Raw genomic sequence first — 15,864 nt, 5'->3', positions numbered from 1 at the left:
TAACTAGTGGTGCGACTCAGAACGTCGGCCGTGTATCGGCGGGTCCACGGCGTGTCTGGCGGTGCCGCCGGGACGGCCTCGTACTGGATGTACTTGGTCGTTTCGGCGGTGCCGTCAGGCACGTCGTGGGCGGGTCGAGACGCGGTCGACGTTCTGGGTCGCACCACTAGTCCAATGTGAGGGCTGCCAACAGGGCGCGCACGTGTGCGGCCTCCGGTACGCCCAGCCGTTCGAACGTGGGCAGCGCGCCCTGCCAGTCGGCGAAGGAACCCGCCCGGTCCCCCGTGACCTGACGGGCCAGTGCGCGCACGTGTCGGGCGCGCGCCTCGGCCAGGGTCTGGTCGGTGCGGACGGCGATGTCCAGGCCCTGCTCGATGTGCTCGACCGCGGCCTCGGTGTCGCCGTTGTCCAGTTGCGCGTGTGCCAGCTCGGTCAGTGCCCGTGCCTCCAGCGCACGCATGCCGGTGTCGCGCATCAACGCCAGCGCGCCGATGCCGTGCTCGATGGCCGAGCGCGGGTCGCCGGTGCGGCGGTACAGGGCGCACAGGCCGGTGAGGATGGACGCCTCGCCGTAGCCGAACCGGATCTCGCGGGCCAGGCTCAGCGCCCGGGTGTAGTGGATGGCGGCGGAGGACCACTCGCCGGTGCGCTGCTGGATGGTGGCCAGGATGTCCAGGCCGCTGACCTCGTGCCTGCGCTCGCCGAGCTGCCTGCCCGCCTCCATGGCCTGTCGGACCTGGGCGGCGGCGGTGGCGTAGTCGCCCGCGTCGCAGCCGGTCTCGGCCAGGCAGATGAGCATGCTGACCTCGCCGTGTCGGTAGCCGTAGCGGCGGCAGATGGCCATGCCCTCGCGGTAGCGGCGGGCGGCCCTTGGCAGCTCGCCCATCGCCCACAGCGCCAGGCCCAGGCCCTGGCAGGCGGCGGCCTGCACGTGCCGGTTGCCGATCCGGGTGCTCAGCTCCAACGCCTCGGTGTGCCGGTCGATGGCCTCCTGCGGGCGACCGAGCGACAGCGCTGTGCTGCCCAGGTAGTTCAGCGCACCCGCCTCGCCGAACCGGTTGCCGATGACCCGGTTGAGCTCCAGTGCCTGCTCGTAGAACGCCGACGCCTGGGCGGGCTGGCCGAGCTGGGAGTGCGCGCGGCCCAGGTTGTGCAGGGCGGCGGCCTCGACGATGCGGTTGCCGGTGGACTGGCTCAGCTCCAGCGCCCAGCGGTGGCTCTCGATGGCGGCCACGTAGTCGCTGAGGTTGGTGTGGATCAGGCCGAGCAGGTCGTGCACGGACGCCTCGGCGTCCAGGTTGCGCGCCTCGCGGGCGGCGGCCAGCGCGGCGTGCCCGACGGCCAGGCCGTCCGCGCCGTGCCCGCGGTTCCAGAAGTACTGGCGCATGGCCTCGGCGAAGCGCCAGGCGTAGCGGTGCAGGCCGAGGCCGGAGGCGGCGGTGGCGGCGGCGACCAGGTTGGCCCGCTCGGCGTCCAGCCAGGCCATGGCGCGTTCCTCGGCGCCCTGCTCGGGCACCGTGCCGACCACCCGCCACAGCACCGCGCTGTTGGCCTCGATCTCGCGCAGGTAGTGGTCGAACAGGGCGACCACGGCGGCGGCGCGCTCCGGCTCGGCGTCCTCGGCCGCGGCGCGGCCGGAGGCGTACTCGCGCAGCAGGTCGTGGAAGGTGTAGCGGCCGCGGCTGTGCTCGCGGATGAGGTTGCCGTGGTCGAGCACCCGCAGCAGCCGGGTGACGTCGCCGGGGGAGAGGCCGCTGAGCGCGCCCGCCGCGGCCGGGTCGACGTCGGTGGCGGGGACCAGGCCGAGCAGCCGGAACAGCCTGCGCGCGGCGGGCACCAATTTCTCGTAGGACAGGTCGAAGGCGGCGCGGACCGCGCCGGACTCGTCGCCCGCCACCGCCAGCCCGGTCATCCGGCCGCGCTCGCGCAGCTCCTGGGTGTAGTCGGCGATGCTGATCAGCGGCCGGATCGCCAGGTTGGCGCCCGCGATGCGCAGCGCCAGCGGCAGGTGCCCGCAGATGGCGGCCATCTCGGCGGCGGCGTCCGGCTCGCGCCGCATCCGGCCCACCCCGACCAGCCTGCCCAGCAGGTCGATGGCCTCGCCCGCGTCCAGGACATCCAGCGGCACCTGGTAGGCGCCGTCCTGGGCGGTCAGGCCGGTGAGCCGGTCGCGGCTGGTGACCAGCACGAAGCAGCCGGACGAGCCGGGCAGCAGCGGGCGCACCTGCTCGGCGGTGGCGGCGTTGTCCAGCACGACCAGCAGGCGTTTGCCGGTGAGCAGTGTGCGGTACAGGCCGGCGGCCTCGTCCGGGTCGATCGGCACGCGTTCCGGCGGCACGCCCAGCGCGTGCAGGAAACGGACCAGCACCTCCTGGGTGGTTGGCGGGGCGGCCGCGGCGTAGCCATGCAGGTTGACGCTGAGCTGACCGTCCGGGAACCGGTCGCGGGCCCGGTGCGCCCAGCGCAGCGCCAGCGCGGTCTTGCCCACGCCCGCGGTGCCGGACAGCACGGCGATCAGCACGCCCGGGGTCTCGCCGACCCGGTCCAGCAGCTCGTCAAGCTCGGCGATGGCGGCGGCCCGGCCGACGAACCCTGGTGTCTCGGCGGGCAGCTGGGCGGGCGGGCGCTGGGTGACCGGCTCGGGCAGCGGCGCGGGCGGCCGGTCGCGCAGCACCCGCAGGTGCGCGTCCTGGATCTCCAGGCCGGGCTCCACGCCCAGCTCCTCGTCCAGCCGGGTGCGGATGTCGGCGAACACGCGCAGCGCCTCGGCCTGCTCACCGGTGCCCGCCAGGCCCAGCATCAGCCGGGCGTGCAGGCCCTCGTGCAGCGGCTCCTCGTGCGCCAGCGGCCGGATGCCCGCCACCACGTCGGCGTGCTTGCCCAGGGCCAGCGCCACGTCGGCGTAGGCCAGCGCCACCTCGCGCCTGCGCGCGGCCAGCGCCACCGAGGCCGGGTGCTTGCGCAGCCGGGTGGGCAGGTCGGCGAGCACCGGGCCGCGCCAGGTGGCCAGCGCGGCGGCGAACAGCTCGGCGGCGGTCTCCGCGTCGGTGCCGCGGACCAGCCGGGCCTGCCGGGTGAGGTCGTCGAAGCGCAGCGCGTCGAGCTGGTCGGGGCGGACGGTGAGCCGGTAGCCGGCCGGGGTGGTGGTGATCGCGCCCGCGTTGCGCTTGCCCGCCTCGGTGAGCACGCGGCGCAGCCGGGAGGCGTAGTTGTGGATCAGGCCGTGGCAGCTGTCCGGCGGGTCGTCGCCCCACAGCACGTCGATGATCTCCTCGCGGCCCACCGCCCGGTTCGGGTGCAGGGCGAGCAGGGCCAGCAGGCCGCGCTGCTTGAGCGCGCCCACGTTGATCTCCCGGCTGCCCTGGGCGACGTCGAACGGGCCGAGCACGCCGACGGTCAGCTCGGCGCGCGGGGCCCGGACCGGGGCCGCGGCGGCGCCGTCGGCCAGCGCCTCCGGGGTGACCCCGAGCGCGTCGGCCAGCCTGCGCAGCGAGTCCGGGCGGGGCATGCCGACCTCGCCGCGCTCGATGTAGCGCAGTGCGCGCACGCTGACCCCGGACCGCTCGGCCAGTTGCTGCTGCGTGAGGCCCACCCGGGTGCGGTGCGAGCGGAGCAGCTCGCCGAACGCGCCGGGCGGGTCGCCCATGCCGCCCCCTCCCCCGGCGTCGGCCGGTATACCGCACGGATGTGCGGCCGAACTTGCCGCCGCACCGGCAACAGAGTTGCCGGTTCCTCATCGTAGTGCATCGGCTACCCGAATTGGCCCAGGTGGGCGGGGTCTTCTCGGCGTGTACCCGGATCTATGCGCGGTACAGGCCGGCTGCCAGGTCAGGCCGTAGCGTGTGTTCTCGGGGGGACCGGGGGTCCGCGGAGGACCAGGGGGGACCACCGTGGCGCGGCGTCCTGGGGGTGCGCCGTGCCACGTCCCCCCGGTCCACCCCGGACCACGTACCCGGTTCGCTCGTCCGCCCGCTGCCGCCACCCCGGCCGGGTAGCCTCCCCCGGTGGGGGCACGCGATGACCGCTCGGTGGGTTTGGGGACGACATCCTGACGACTACACAGTCCACAGCAAAGTCCACGGCGACACCGTCCGCTGCGACGGGATCACGGGCGGAGCACCGGCTGCCGATCAGACTGCGCGGCCGGGTGGGGTGGCTGCTGCTGGTGGTGCTGGTCGCGGGCGGGTTCGGGGTGGTCGCCTCGCGGGCCCCGAACGAGCCGACACGGCCGCCCACAGGGGACGTGGCCCGTGCCGCCGCCGCGGTGGACGCGTTGCTGCACCCGGGTTCCGGGGTCGACCCGATCGCCTTGCTGCCCGCCGACTTCACCCGGGTGTCCGGTGTGGCCCCGGGGCGGCTGCCCGCGCCGGACGGGACAATCCGCGCGGTGCATGTGGACGGTGGCTGTTCGACACCGTGGGGTGACGACAACACCCGGTGGGACTTCTCGGTCGGGTGCAAGGCGCACGACCTCGGCTACGACCTGCTCCGCTACGCCGCCACCAAGGGCCAGCCGCTGGCGCCCGCGGTGCGGCGGGCGCTGGACGACCGGCTCTCCCAGGACATGCACGCCCGCTGCGGGACCAACCCACGCGGGTCGGCGGGCACGTGCCAACTGGTCGCCTCGTTCTTCTCGGCGGGCCTGGTGGCCAACTCGTGGCACCAGCGCTGGGGTCCGCCGCGCGCGGAGCCGATCGGCACCTGGGCGCTGGCGCTGCTGGTGGTCGCGGTGTTGCTGGCGGTGCGCGTGCCCGCGTTCGCCCGTCGCCGCACGGGAGTCCCGCGTGCAGTGCCTCCGCTGGACGCGCGCGCCGGGGACAGGGCGGCCTATCTGGGTTTCCTGCGGGTGTCGAGCCTGAGCGCGTTCCTGCTGGCCGAGTCGGTGCTGGCGTTCGCGCCGGTGCTGGGCGTGGACATCGGCGCGTTGTGGCCGTTGACCTGGGTGTTGCAGCTGGTGCCGCTGTTCTTCTTCGCGGGCGGCGACTCGAACCTGCTGGCCTGGCGGGCCGCGGTGGCCGACGGCTCCGGCTACGGCGGCTACCTGGCCGGGCGGGTGTGCTGGCTGATCCGGCCGGTGCTGGCGTTCGTGACCGCGTGGCTGGTGGTGCCGCTGTCGCTGGACCTGCTCAACGCCTCCGACGCCGGGATCGACGCGTTCGGCAGGCTGGTCGCCCAGCCGCTGTGGCTGCTCGGGCTGTACCTGCTGGTGGTGGGCGTGACCCCGGTCCAGCACTGGCTGCACCGGCACCTGCCGGTCGCCACGCCCGCCGCGCTGCTGCTGGTCGTGGTGGGGCTGGGGCTGTTCGGTTCGGGCACGATCGCGGCCTACGCGGGCGGGATCGTGCTGGCCTGCCTATTCGGGCAGCTGTCCTTCCACTACGCGGACGGCGCGTTCACCGGGCTGCCGCGCCGGGCGCTGCTGGCGGTGGGGCTGGGCGCGCTGGTCTGCCTGGTCCTGGTGACCACGGTCGGCGGGCACACCCGCGAGCTGATCGCCGAGCCCACGGGCACGGCCAGCTTCGTGCCGTCGGCGCTGGGCGTGCTGCTGCTCGGCCTGGCCCAGCTGTGCCTGGTGGTGGCGCCCGGCCCCGATCGGGTGCGGGCCATCGCCCACGGACGGCTGGCGTTGGCGGTGTGCCGGGTGCGGACCGCGCCGATGACCGTCTACCTGGTGTACCTGTGGGCGATGCTGCTGCTCGCCGGGCTGGTCGGCGCGGCCACCTCGGTCGGCCTGCCCGCCTCGGCCGTCGACTGGCTGATCCGGCCGCGCACGCTGCTCGCGCTGGCCCTGCTCGGGGTGCCGACCGCGCTGGCGTTCCTGCTGTTCGAGTGGCGCGCGCGGGCCGAGCCGGGGCTGGTGCGGCCGGGCGACCGGCCGGTGCACCGCTGGGACCCGGTCGCGGCCGCGGTCGGCACCGGCTACGGGTCGCTCGGCATCATCGGGTTCGCGGTGAGCGGCCTCACCGGCACGCACCACGGCCCGGTCCTGCTCGGCCTGCCGATGGACCCGATGACCAGCATCATCCACCTGCTGCTCGGCTGGTACCTGCTGCACTCGGTGCGCACCGGCGGCTCGGCCACCCCGTGGCCGTGGCTGCTGACCGCGCTCGCCTGCGTGCCGCCGATGTCCACCGCCGAGGGCCCCGCGGTGGTGCTCTACGGCACGACCGCGGCGGTGGCGCTGGTGGCCGCCTGCGGCTGCGCCGCGCCCCGGCTGGCCCGCCGGATCCGCCTGCTCAGGCCCGCTCGGCCGGGTTCGCGGGCGTGACTCGATAGGGCGGTGCGTGTCGCCGGGAGCGCGTGCCGTGACCGGCGACTCGGCGCCGTGTGCCACGCTACGGGACAACCCGGGAACGGTCTCGCACGTCTCATACCGGAGAGCACCCATGCGCTCACGGCGTTCCCGGTCCGCCCGGAACCGGTCGAGTCCGACCGTCCGGGGGTAGGTACGGGCCAGGCCGGGAGCACCGGCCGTTCGCGGCGCGACAGGGAGGAGCAGGCGTGGAGCACCGGCCGCCGAGGGCAGGGCAAGGCACGGGACCGGGCGACCGCCCGGGGCCGCGCACCCCGGGCCCCGCGCGCCGCGTCCCACCCGGCGGCGCGCGCGACCCGAGAGGCGACGACCAGCCGCGCGGGGGTGACGGCCGCCGTGCCCCCCGGCCCGATCGCGAGCCGCCGCGTCCGTCCCGCGACCCGCGCGACCCGCGCGACGACCGTGGCCGCCGGGACCAGGCAGGCCGCGAGACCCCCCGACCCAGGCCAGAGCGCGGCGCCCCGGTGCCCCGCCCGGATCGCGCGCGGGCCGAGCGCCCGGCCGCGACCCGGCTGCAGAGCGCGCCCGGCCGCGAGGACTCCGGTCCACGGCGCCGTCCGGTCGTCGAGTCGGCCGCCGAGGCCGAGCGAGCACGGCCACGCCCGCGGTCGACGCCGCCGCGGGAACGCGCGCCGGAACGGTCGCGCCGGATCGGCGGGAAGGTGTTCCTGAGCCTGCTGTCCGCGGCGGTCCTGATCGCGACCGGCTACTACTGGCGGATCACCGACTCGTTCGCCAACGGCGTCACCAAGGCCGACCTGATCGACACCCCGGCAGGCGAGAAGCCCGCCGACGGCGCGGTGGACATCCTGCTGGTCGGCATGGACAGCCGGGTCGACGCGCAGGGGCACCCGCTGTCCAAGGAGCAGCTGGCCATGCTCAACGCGGGCAAGGAGGACGGCCAGCTCAACACCGACACGCTGATCCTGATCCGGATCCCGAACGACGGCGGCAAGGCCGTCGGCGTGTCCATCCCGCGCGACTCCTACGTGGACATCCCCGGCTACGGCCAGCACAAGATCAACTCGGCCTATCTGCGGGCCAAGCTGGACGCGCTCAAGCGGCTGCGCAAGGACGGCATGACCGACCAGGCGCAGCTGGAGGTCGAGTCCAACAAGGACGGCGCGCGCAACCTGATCACCACGGTCAACAAGCTCACCGGCGTGTCGATCGACCACTACGCCGAGGTCAACCTGCTCGGCTTCTACGACATCACCAACGCCATCGGCGGCATCGACGTCTGCCTGAACAAGGCGGTCAAGGACAGCTACTCCGGCGCGAACTTCCCGGCGGGCGTGCAGACCCTGCAGGGCGCGCCCGCGCTGGCCTTCGTGCGCCAGCGGCACGGCCTGCCCAACAGCGACTTCGACCGGGTGCGCAGGCAGCAGGTGTTCATGAGCGGGATGGCCAAGAAGGTCATCTCCGGGGACGCGCTCTCGCCCGGCTCGGACACCCTGGACAACCTGCAGGCGGCCATCGCCAAGTCGGTGGTGCTGGACCGCAACTGGGACATCATGCGGTTCGCCCAGCAGATGCTGAAGATCACCGGCGGCAACCTGACCTTCGACACCATCCCGACCGGCAGGCCCGACCTGAAGACCCCGGGCGACGGCGACGCCATCGAGATCAACCCGACCGAGGTGCGCAACTTCGTGCAGGGCCTGCTCGGCGGTGGCGCGCAGCCGACCACCACCAGCGGCGCCCCGGCGCCCGGCACGGACCAGCAGGCGGCCAAGCCCACGGTGACCGTGCTCAACGGGACCAGCCACAGCGGCCTGGCCGCCGAGGTCACCGACACCCTGTCCGGCCAGGGCTTCAAGACCGGCGAGCCGGGCACCGCGGCCACCAGGGCCAAGTCGGTGATCCGATACGCCGCGGGCGAGGACGCCAACGGCACCGCGGTCGTCAAGGCGCTCGGCGGCAAGATCGCCGCGGAGCCGGACGCCAACCTGGGCAAGGGCAAGGTCACCGTGCTGATCGGCAAGGACTTCCCGACCACCGGCACCCAGGGCCAGCGGCTGGCGGGCGACGCCCTGCTCGACCTGGACCCGGGGCCGCGGCTGGCGGCGCTGCAGGGCGGCCCGCCCTGCGTGAACTGAGCCGACGGGCGGACCTGAGGATTTCGACCGGTTTTCCTCACCCGTTCGGAGCAACTTCACCCGTATTCGCGTAATGGGCAGTCGGTTCGCCACTTCCACTGTCGAGGGATCGGACCAGGGGCCGATCGTCGAGAAGGGGCGGACCGTGCGCATCGATGGGGCGACCTACCAGAAGGTGCTCGGCGACGAGATCCGCAAGCTGCGCAAGCAGCGGGGGTGGACCCGCAAGGAGCTCAACAGCAAGCTGCAGAGCGACATCTCGCTGCAGACCCTGGCCACGTACGAGCTGGGCACACGGCAGTGCTCGGTGGTGCGGTTCGTGGAGATCTGCGTGGCGTTGGACGCCCTACCGCACGACCTGATGGCGCGGGTGCACGACAGAGTGTTCGCGGACACGCCAATCGGGCGGGTGCGGGTGGATCTGAAGCGTGCGGTGGCCGATACGCGGCCGGAGCTGTTGCCGCTGCGGAGGTGGGCGGCGGAGTTGTTGACGGGCCAGGAAGAGGTGCATCTGGACAAGGTGGCATTGGATCGGTTGGCGGAGCTGTGCGGGATGGAGACCGGGGTGTTGGTCGAGGAGCTGCGGGAGCTGTCCGCTCGATAAGTCCGTGGGCACCACGGGCTGGGCCGACGCTAGTGGGTCGTGAGCGCCTGAGTGCTGTTCCGGCCCTGTGCCTGAACCGTCAGCTCGAAGTCCGCCGGGTCGAGCTTTCGGGTGCGTAGCCAATAGCGCCAGGTGAAGCCCGGCCACACAGTCCGGTTGACGCCGTGCGAGTCCAGATACCAGCTGGTGCAGCCGCCCTTGCTCCACACCCCGTTGGCGAGCTTGCGTTGGATGTCGGCGTTGAACGACTCCTGCGCGCTGTGCCGTGTGTTCAGTGCCGCGGCCCGGTGGCGGTCGGTCAGGCGGATCGCGTCGGCGATGTAGCCGACCTGGGACTCGATCATGAAGACGACCGAGTTGTGCCCGAGGCCGGTGTTCGGGCCGAGCAGGAAGAACAGGTTCGGGAAGTCCGCGACGGTGATGCCAAGGTGGGTGTTGATGCCGTGCGCGCGCCAGTGTCCGGCCAGGTCGAGGCCGTTCACACCGGTGATCGACAGGTAGTCGTAGGAGTCGGTGACGTGGAAGCCGGTGCCGTAGATGATGGCGTCGACCTGGTGTTCGCGGCCGTCGTTGCCGATCACGCTGTGTTCGCGGACCTCGGCGATGCCGGTGGTGTCCAGGTGGACGTTGGCGCGGTTGAAGGTCGGGTAGTAGTCGTTGGAGATCAGGACTCGTTTGCAGCCCATCACGTAGTCCGGGGTGAGCTTGCGGACCAGCTCGGGGTCCCGCACCGACCGGCGGATGTTGTGCGCGGCGACCTTGGACGCGTACTTGAGGATGCCCTGGTGGCCGTTGAAGCCGACCGCGCGGACCTCGTTCACCCAGTAGAGGAAGTGCCGGTAGGCACGCTGTGTGCCGGGAACCCGGGCGAACAGGCGCCGGGACCAGTCCGGCATGGGGTGGTCCGGCTTGGGCATCACCCAGGGGGGTGTCCGCTGGAAGAGGGTCAGCTCCGCCACCTTCGGCGCGATCTCGGGGACGAACTGGACCGCGCTGGCGCCGGTGCCGATGACCGCGACGCGTTTGCCCGTGAGGTCGAAGTCGTGGTCCCAACGGGCCGAGTGGAATGTGCGCCCCTGGAACCGCTCGATGCCGGGCAGGGCGGGGACGGACGGGATGTGCAGGGCGCCGATACCCGCCACCAGGAACCGGGCCACGTAGGTGTCGCCGTTCGCCGTGGCCACGTGCCAGCGGTTCTCCTGCTCGTCCCAGCGCGCGCCGGTGACCTCGACGCCGAAGCGGGTGAAGCGGGGCAGCTCCCACTTGGCGGCGACGTCGTGGAGGTACTGGCGGATCTCGGGCTGGGGGGCGTAGGAGCGGGTCCAGTCGGGTTTCTGCTCGAAGGAGAACGAGTACATGTGCGACTGGATGTCGCAGGCGCAGCCCGGGTAGGTGTTGTCCCGCCAGGTGCCGCCGACCTCGTCCGCCTTCTCCAGCAGCACGAAGTCGGCGCGGCCCGCCTGACGCAGCCGGATGGCCATGCCCAGGCCGGAGAACCCGGTCCCGACGATCACCACGCCGGTGTGGATGTGCTCGCCCACGGCGGCCCCTCCCTCACTCAGGTGTTACCGGGAGTCAACCTTACTTCAAGTAGGTTACTTTCGGTAGAGTCCGGTCCGTGACCGACACCGCGCCCCGCCGCCGGATGCCCCGCGCCGAGCGGGAGCGGCAGATGCGCGCGGTCGCCGAGGAGATCTTCGCCGAGCGCGGGTACCTGGCCGCCTCGATGGACGAGATCGCCGAGCGGTGCGGGGTGTCCAAGCCCATGCTCTACGAGTACTTCGGGTCGAAGGAAGGCCTGCTCGTCGCCTGTATCCGGGCGGCACGCGCCGACCTGGCGCGGGCCACCACCGCGGCGGCGTCCGGGGCGTCCGGCCCGGCCGAGGCGCTGCGCCGGGGGCTGGTGGCGTTCTTCGAGTTCACCGACGCGCACCGGCGGTCCTGGGCGCTGATCCTGCGCAACGAGGCCGCGGTGGCCGGTCCGGCCGCGGTCGCCGAGGTGGAGGCCGCCCGGCGGGAGCAGGTGGAGATCGACATGGCGCTGTTCGCCGGGTACCTGCCGGACGCGCCGCCCGCCGCGCTGGAGGCCACCGCGCACATCGTGGTGGGGGCCTGCGAGCGGCTCTCGCTCTGGTACGTCACCCGGGCGGATGTCAGCGCCGAGCAGGCCGCCGACCACCTCATGCGGACACTGTGGACCGGACTGGCTGCCGGGGTGACCGTGGACACACCCGGCCGGGGTACCGCTCGGTAGTCGCCCGCCCGGGTGGGATGCCCGACCCGGGTGACGGAAATCGGCGAGCGGAATCGGCCTGCTGCGGGTTAGCTGCCAGGTGTGGGGCAGCCGAGCCCACGGCAAGGAGGGGCCAGTCATGTACGAACCGATCCTGGCGAACTACATCCCCGATGGCGACGACTGGACCGTCGAGGTCAAGGGCAAGGGCCAGACCCTCACCGGCACCGCGCCCGGCCTGATCGCCGCCCGCGACCGCGCCGACCAGCTGGTGGAGAAGATCGCCGCGGGGGACAAGAAGCGCACCGTGGTGCACACCCTCAACGGCGACGCGGTGGATTTCACCGCCGCCTATCTGGCCGCCCGGCACAGCCCGGCCGAGGAACCTGCGGAGCCCGCGGAACCGGCGATCCCGCCGCAGGCGGCCGGGGAGGACGACCGGCAGGAGGCCGCGCCGCCGCCCGCCGCGCTCACCTAGCGGAACAGCCTGCGCACGACCAGCAGACCCACCAGCACACCCACGCCGACCAGCGCGTACTTCACCCTGGGGTCGTCCAGCCGCGACCGCGCGCTCGACTTCGCGCTGTCCACCAGCCGCTTTGGACTCGCCTTCGCGCCCAGCTGGTCCAGCGTCGCGGCCAGGGCGTCCCGCGCCTGCTCGATCTCACGCTGGATGGTGTCGGGATCGCGGGCCACTTGTCCTCCTCGCACAGCACGCCGTCGGCGTGGACCACGGTAGATCACCCACCACCCCGGCCGCGCACGGGCCACGCCGATTAGGCTTGTCTCACCCCGACGGGGCCGTAGCCCAATTGGCAGAGGCACACGGTTTAGGTCCGTGCCAGTGAGAGTTCGAGTCTCTCCGGCCCCACAAGTGGGAGGCTCGTGCTCGCGGAGAGCGCGAGCCTTTCTTGTTTCGTGTGTTCTTTGAGGGCCGAGCCCCCAAACCCCAGCCGGGGGCGAGCCCCCGGACCCCCTGCTGTGGTTGCGTCTGGTGGGGAGGGGTTCGAGTAAGACCCTGGAAGGTCCACGTGATGGTCCGACCAGTGAGAACAGGTCCGACCACGATCCGGATCCGGTCCATGGGGAGCAGCGGTCCGCGGCCGCTCCCCGCCCGTTCGTGGGAATGCGCGTGGCCGTCATGACCATAATCTCGGTTGCGGCCCGCGCTTAAGCTCGGGGATATGAGCGGCAAGGGGACCATCGCCACGCACCGGCGGGCACGGCACGACTACGCCGTGCTGGACACCGTCGAGGCGGGGGTCGTGCTGGTGGGCACCGAGGTGAAGAGCCTGCGGCTGGGGCGGGTGTCGCTGGTCGACGCGTTCGCCACCATCGACGACGGCGAGGTCTGGCTGCGCGGGCTGCACATCGCCGAGTACGCGCTGGGCACCTGGACCAACCACACGCCGCGCCGGGTGCGCAAGCTGCTGCTGCACCGCAGGCAGATCGACAAGTGGGACACGCGGGTACGGGAGAGCGGGCTGTCGCTGGTGCCGCTGTCGATGTACTTCTCCGACGGGCGGGTCAAGGTCGAGCTTGGCCTGGTGCGCGGCAAGAAGACCTGGGACAAGCGCCAGGACCTGGCCACCCGGGACGCGCGGCGCGAGGTCGAGCGGGCGTTCGCGCGGCACCTCAAGGGCAGGCGCCGGGTCGAGGGCAGGGCGTAGCCGGGTTGGCCCGCTGTGTCACCATCGTTCGGTGCGGGTGCCAAGACTGCTCGGCGCGCTACTGGGCCTGGTCGACAAGTTCGAGGAGCACGGCGTCCACGTACCGGGCGAGGACACCGGTCCGATCAGCCCGCTGCGCGACTTCGGCTGGCTGTTCGCCATCTGGCTGCTGGCCATCGGGTTCTTCGTGTTGTTCTTCGCGCTGGCCGCCTGAGCCGTCCGGCGCAGTGTCGGCGGTCACCGCCGGTATACCGGTGATCACGGCTCGGCCACAGTGCGGAACCAGGTACGACTCAACGGCCCATTCGGCTCGGCGACGCGGGGGGTGGGCCGTCATGGTGGAGTCGTACCTCCCCCGAGTCCCCCGGCCAGGAACAGGCCGCGCACATGAAAGAGGCACACGACCGTGAAGACCGTCGTATCGGCGGTGACAGCCTGCGCCCTCCTGGTGGCCGTCGCCGGGTGCGGCAGCGGCACCGCGTACTCCGAGGCGCCGCAGCGGCCGCCCACCGCGGCGGGCCCCAGCGACAACCTCGCCCGCGCCGAGGTGCCGACCTCGCGCGCCGAGGAGCGCAAGCCGCTGGGCAACGGTCTCACCCTCACCATCTCCGCGCCGCGCGCGTTCGCGCCCACCCAGCCGCCGTCCCCGGAGACGCCGCGCGCGGTCGGGTTCGACATGACCGTGCAGAACGACGGCACCACCTCGTACCGGCCGACGCTGCTGTCGCTGACCGCGACGGCCGACGGCCTGCAGATCCGCCAGGTGATCGACGCGACCCAGGGCTACACCGGCGCGGTCGGCACCGACGATGTGCCGCCGGGCCGCAGCGTGCGGTTCTCGGTGGCGTTCGCGGTGCCGGAGGAACGGGTGAACATGCTGGTCAGCGCCCAACCCGACCCGTCGAGCGCGGCCGTGGCGACCGTGTTCGACGGCCAGGTCTGAACCCGCGCTAGCGTCAGCCGCATGACTGACCAGAACCGCCTCTCCCCCGGCGACCCGGCGCCCGGTTTCACGCTGCCCGACAGCGAGGGCAACGACGTCACGCTGGCCGACCTCCGCGGCCGTTCCGTGCTGCTGTACTTCTACCCGGCCGCGTCGACGCCCGGCTGCACCAAGCAGGCCTGCGACTTCCGGGACAACCTGGCCGAGCTGAACGACGCCGGTTTCGCGGTACTCGGCGTCTCCCCGGACAAGCCCGCGAAGCTGGCGAAGTTCGTGGCCGAGGAGGGGCTGACGTTCCCGCTGCTGTCGGACGTCGACAAGGCGGTCCTGACCGCGTACGGCGCGTTCGGCGAGAAGCAGCTCTACGGCAAGACGGTCACCGGGGTCATCCGGTCCACATTCGTGATCGACGCCGATGGTGTGATCTCGCACGCGCTGTACAACGTGCGGGCCACCGGGCACGTGGCGAAACTGCGCAAGGACCTGAAGATCTGATTTCCCGGGATATTCCAGACGCCAGGCAACCTGAATAGGGCGAGCGCCGTATACGTCGTTCCGACCGGGAAAGTTGGCAGCCGAGCGGGTCAACTTTCCCGTTCGGAACCCTCGTATTCCCCACGTGCGCCGTTCACTCGCGTTACTCAGTCTCATCGCCGTACTCGCCACAGCTTGTGGCAGCCCGACCGCGGTAGGTTCCGCGGCACCCGAATTGATCGAGATACCACCACAGTTGATCGAGATACCACCACAGCCCACAGCCGAGTCACCCACCGTGGTCCCGACCGACCCGGCCAGACCCGCCGTCGCCCCCGCGGCGGCACCGGCGACGGGCGACATCACCGCCGCCGTACGCGCGGTGGACCGGTCGGCCAAGGTGAGCGCGCTGGTCGTGGACCGGACCACCGGCGCCGAGATCGTCTCGCTCGACCCGGACCGCCAGTTCCGCTCGGCGTCCGTGGTGAAACTCCTCATCGCCATCGCCACCCTGTCCGACGGCGCGGACGCGCTGACCCGTAAACAGATCGCCCGCATGCTGAGCCTCTCCGACGACGACATCGCCAGCGCCCTGTGGGTACGCGAGGGCGGGGCCGCCCTCGTGACCAAGACCGCCCGAAAACTGGGCCTGCGCGCCACCAAACCCCCGGCCATCATCGGCCGCTGGGGTGACGTCATCCTGACCGCCCATGATGTGGCGACGGTCTATCAGTACATTCTCCATGATCTGCCTGCCGACGACCGCTCCCTGATCGTCGACGCATTGGCGGCGGCTCCGCGTTCGGCGGCCGATGGGTTCGACCAGTATTTCGGCATTCCGTCGGCGGGGGTGGAGCCGTGGGCTATCAAGCAGGGGTGGTCAAATAGTACGAATGACATCGTGTTGCACAGTACGGGGTTGGTGGGGCGGGATTGGCGGTACATCGTGATCGTGCTGACGTCCCATCCGTTGAGTGTCCGGTTCGGGACTGGGGCTCGGTCGGTTACGGCGGGGATGAAGGTGTTGGCGCCGTTGCTGCGGTGAGCTTGGGTCTGTCCACAGGCAAGATCGTTCGTGCTTTTGCTGGTCGGGGGTGCCCGGTAGGATTGGAATCGGGGGTTCCCGGGGAGTTGTCCACAATCCCTCCGATTCATCCACAGGTCCCGATCGGGGGATATCGACAGCCTCCATGATCGCCTAGCGTCCCGTTAGTCGGCCCGCCCCCTGGTGGGGCAGGGGGTCGGCAAAGTCGTTTTGTTAGTGGGTGGGGATTCCGAGCAGTGTGAGTGGTCGGTGTGGGTTGCGGCTCATGTGGCGTAGGCCTTGGGCGATGTTGTTCCATCCGTGGTGGCGCAGGGTGTTGATGGCGAGGTTGCGGAGGCTGGCCATGACGCGGGGTGCGTTGCCGGTGCGGACGTGGGATGCGTCTTCGGTGTAGGTGACGTCGCGGACCCAGTGGAGTCGGTTTTCGATGTGCCAGTGGTTGCGGATGTAGGTGGCGACCCTGGTGGGGTGTGCGTGTTGGGT

At 71.9% G+C, this 15,864-nt stretch carries 14 protein-coding genes and 1 tRNA gene; 11 read left to right on the top strand and 4 right to left on the bottom strand.

Annotated features, from left to right (window positions below; translation table 11 throughout):
• Positions 1-166: 166 nt before the first annotated feature.
• Positions 167-3,646: a BTAD domain-containing putative transcriptional regulator gene (locus tag C503_RS40860; RefSeq protein ID WP_018685104.1), complete on the bottom strand. Its 3,480-nt coding sequence runs from the start codon at positions 3,644-3,646 to the stop codon at positions 167-169.
• A gap of 501 nt (positions 3,647-4,147) precedes the next feature.
• Here C503_RS40860 and C503_RS40855 point away from each other — a divergent pair.
• The 3 genes from C503_RS40855 (at position 4,148) to C503_RS0125730 (ending at position 9,016) form a co-directional block, all read left to right on the top strand.
• Entirely contained in the window at positions 4,148-6,268 is a 2,121-nt protein-coding gene (locus tag C503_RS40855; protein WP_018685103.1) for a phospholipase A2 family protein, read from the top strand.
• Between the two features lie 509 nt (positions 6,269-6,777).
• Positions 6,778-8,412, top strand: a complete 1,635-nt coding sequence (locus C503_RS40850; protein ID WP_051114940.1) for an LCP family protein — start codon at positions 6,778-6,780, stop codon at positions 8,410-8,412.
• 145 nt (positions 8,413-8,557) lie between these two features.
• On the top strand, positions 8,558-9,016 hold the full coding sequence (locus tag C503_RS0125730; protein WP_026316700.1) for a helix-turn-helix domain-containing protein: 459 nt from the start codon (positions 8,558-8,560) through the stop codon (positions 9,014-9,016).
• Positions 9,017-9,045: 29 nt separating this feature from the next.
• On the opposite strand, the gene C503_RS40845 is transcribed toward C503_RS0125730, so the two are convergent.
• Positions 9,046-10,557, bottom strand: a complete 1,512-nt coding sequence (locus C503_RS40845) for a flavin-containing monooxygenase (RefSeq protein WP_018685101.1) — start codon at positions 10,555-10,557, stop codon at positions 9,046-9,048.
• A gap of 77 nt (positions 10,558-10,634) precedes the next feature.
• Between C503_RS40845 and C503_RS0125720 the strand changes: the two genes are divergently transcribed.
• Both C503_RS0125720 and C503_RS0125715 read left to right on the top strand, forming a co-directional pair.
• Positions 10,635-11,270 carry a TetR/AcrR family transcriptional regulator gene (locus tag C503_RS0125720; RefSeq protein ID WP_018685100.1) on the top strand — a complete coding sequence of 212 codons (636 nt, stop codon included), beginning with the start codon at positions 10,635-10,637 and terminating at the stop codon, positions 11,268-11,270.
• A gap of 118 nt (positions 11,271-11,388) precedes the next feature.
• Positions 11,389-11,727 (top strand): hypothetical protein, encoded by a 339-nt coding sequence (locus tag C503_RS0125715; protein WP_018685099.1) that lies wholly within the window; start codon positions 11,389-11,391, stop codon positions 11,725-11,727.
• Here the strand turns inward: C503_RS0125715 and C503_RS0125710 are convergent.
• Complete coding sequence (locus C503_RS0125710; protein WP_018685098.1) at positions 11,724-11,945, bottom strand: DUF3618 domain-containing protein; 222 nt, start codon at positions 11,943-11,945, stop codon at positions 11,724-11,726. The two genes, C503_RS0125715 and C503_RS0125710, sit on opposite strands and share 4 nt — an antisense overlap.
• 101 nt (positions 11,946-12,046) lie before the next feature.
• Between C503_RS0125710 and C503_RS0125705 the strand changes: the two genes are divergently transcribed.
• The 6 genes from C503_RS0125705 (at position 12,047) to C503_RS0125680 (ending at position 15,381) form a co-directional block, all read left to right on the top strand.
• Positions 12,047-12,120 (top strand) — tRNA-Leu (locus C503_RS0125705).
• A gap of 313 nt (positions 12,121-12,433) precedes the next feature.
• Positions 12,434-12,919, top strand: a complete 486-nt coding sequence (gene smpB, locus C503_RS0125700; protein WP_018685097.1) for an SsrA-binding protein SmpB — start codon at positions 12,434-12,436, stop codon at positions 12,917-12,919.
• A 31-nt stretch (positions 12,920-12,950) separates the two neighbouring features.
• The gene (locus C503_RS40840) at positions 12,951-13,133 is read left to right on the top strand and encodes a hypothetical protein (RefSeq protein WP_018685096.1); all 183 of its coding nucleotides are present in this window, start codon (positions 12,951-12,953) and stop codon (positions 13,131-13,133) included.
• A 192-nt stretch (positions 13,134-13,325) separates the two neighbouring features.
• Entirely contained in the window at positions 13,326-13,862 is a 537-nt protein-coding gene (locus tag C503_RS40835) for a hypothetical protein (RefSeq protein WP_018685095.1), read from the top strand.
• A 21-nt stretch (positions 13,863-13,883) separates the two neighbouring features.
• On the top strand, positions 13,884-14,357 hold the full coding sequence (gene bcp, locus C503_RS0125685; RefSeq protein ID WP_018685094.1) for a thioredoxin-dependent thiol peroxidase: 474 nt from the start codon (positions 13,884-13,886) through the stop codon (positions 14,355-14,357).
• Between the two features lie 235 nt (positions 14,358-14,592).
• Positions 14,593-15,381, top strand: a complete 789-nt coding sequence (locus tag C503_RS0125680; RefSeq protein WP_156893479.1) for a serine hydrolase — start codon at positions 14,593-14,595, stop codon at positions 15,379-15,381.
• Positions 15,382-15,594: 213 nt separating this feature from the next.
• Here C503_RS0125680 and C503_RS0125675 read toward each other — a convergent pair.
• Positions 15,595-15,864 (bottom strand): ISAs1 family transposase (locus C503_RS0125675; protein WP_026316698.1); only part of this gene is annotated, 270 nt, incomplete at its 5' end.

This window comes from Actinokineospora enzanensis DSM 44649 (assembly GCF_000374445.1).
GTDB lineage: Bacteria > Actinomycetota > Actinomycetes > Mycobacteriales > Pseudonocardiaceae > Actinokineospora > Actinokineospora enzanensis.
Note: the sequence above shows the minus strand (reverse complement) of the source record. Positions and strands in the feature narration are given on the sequence as shown.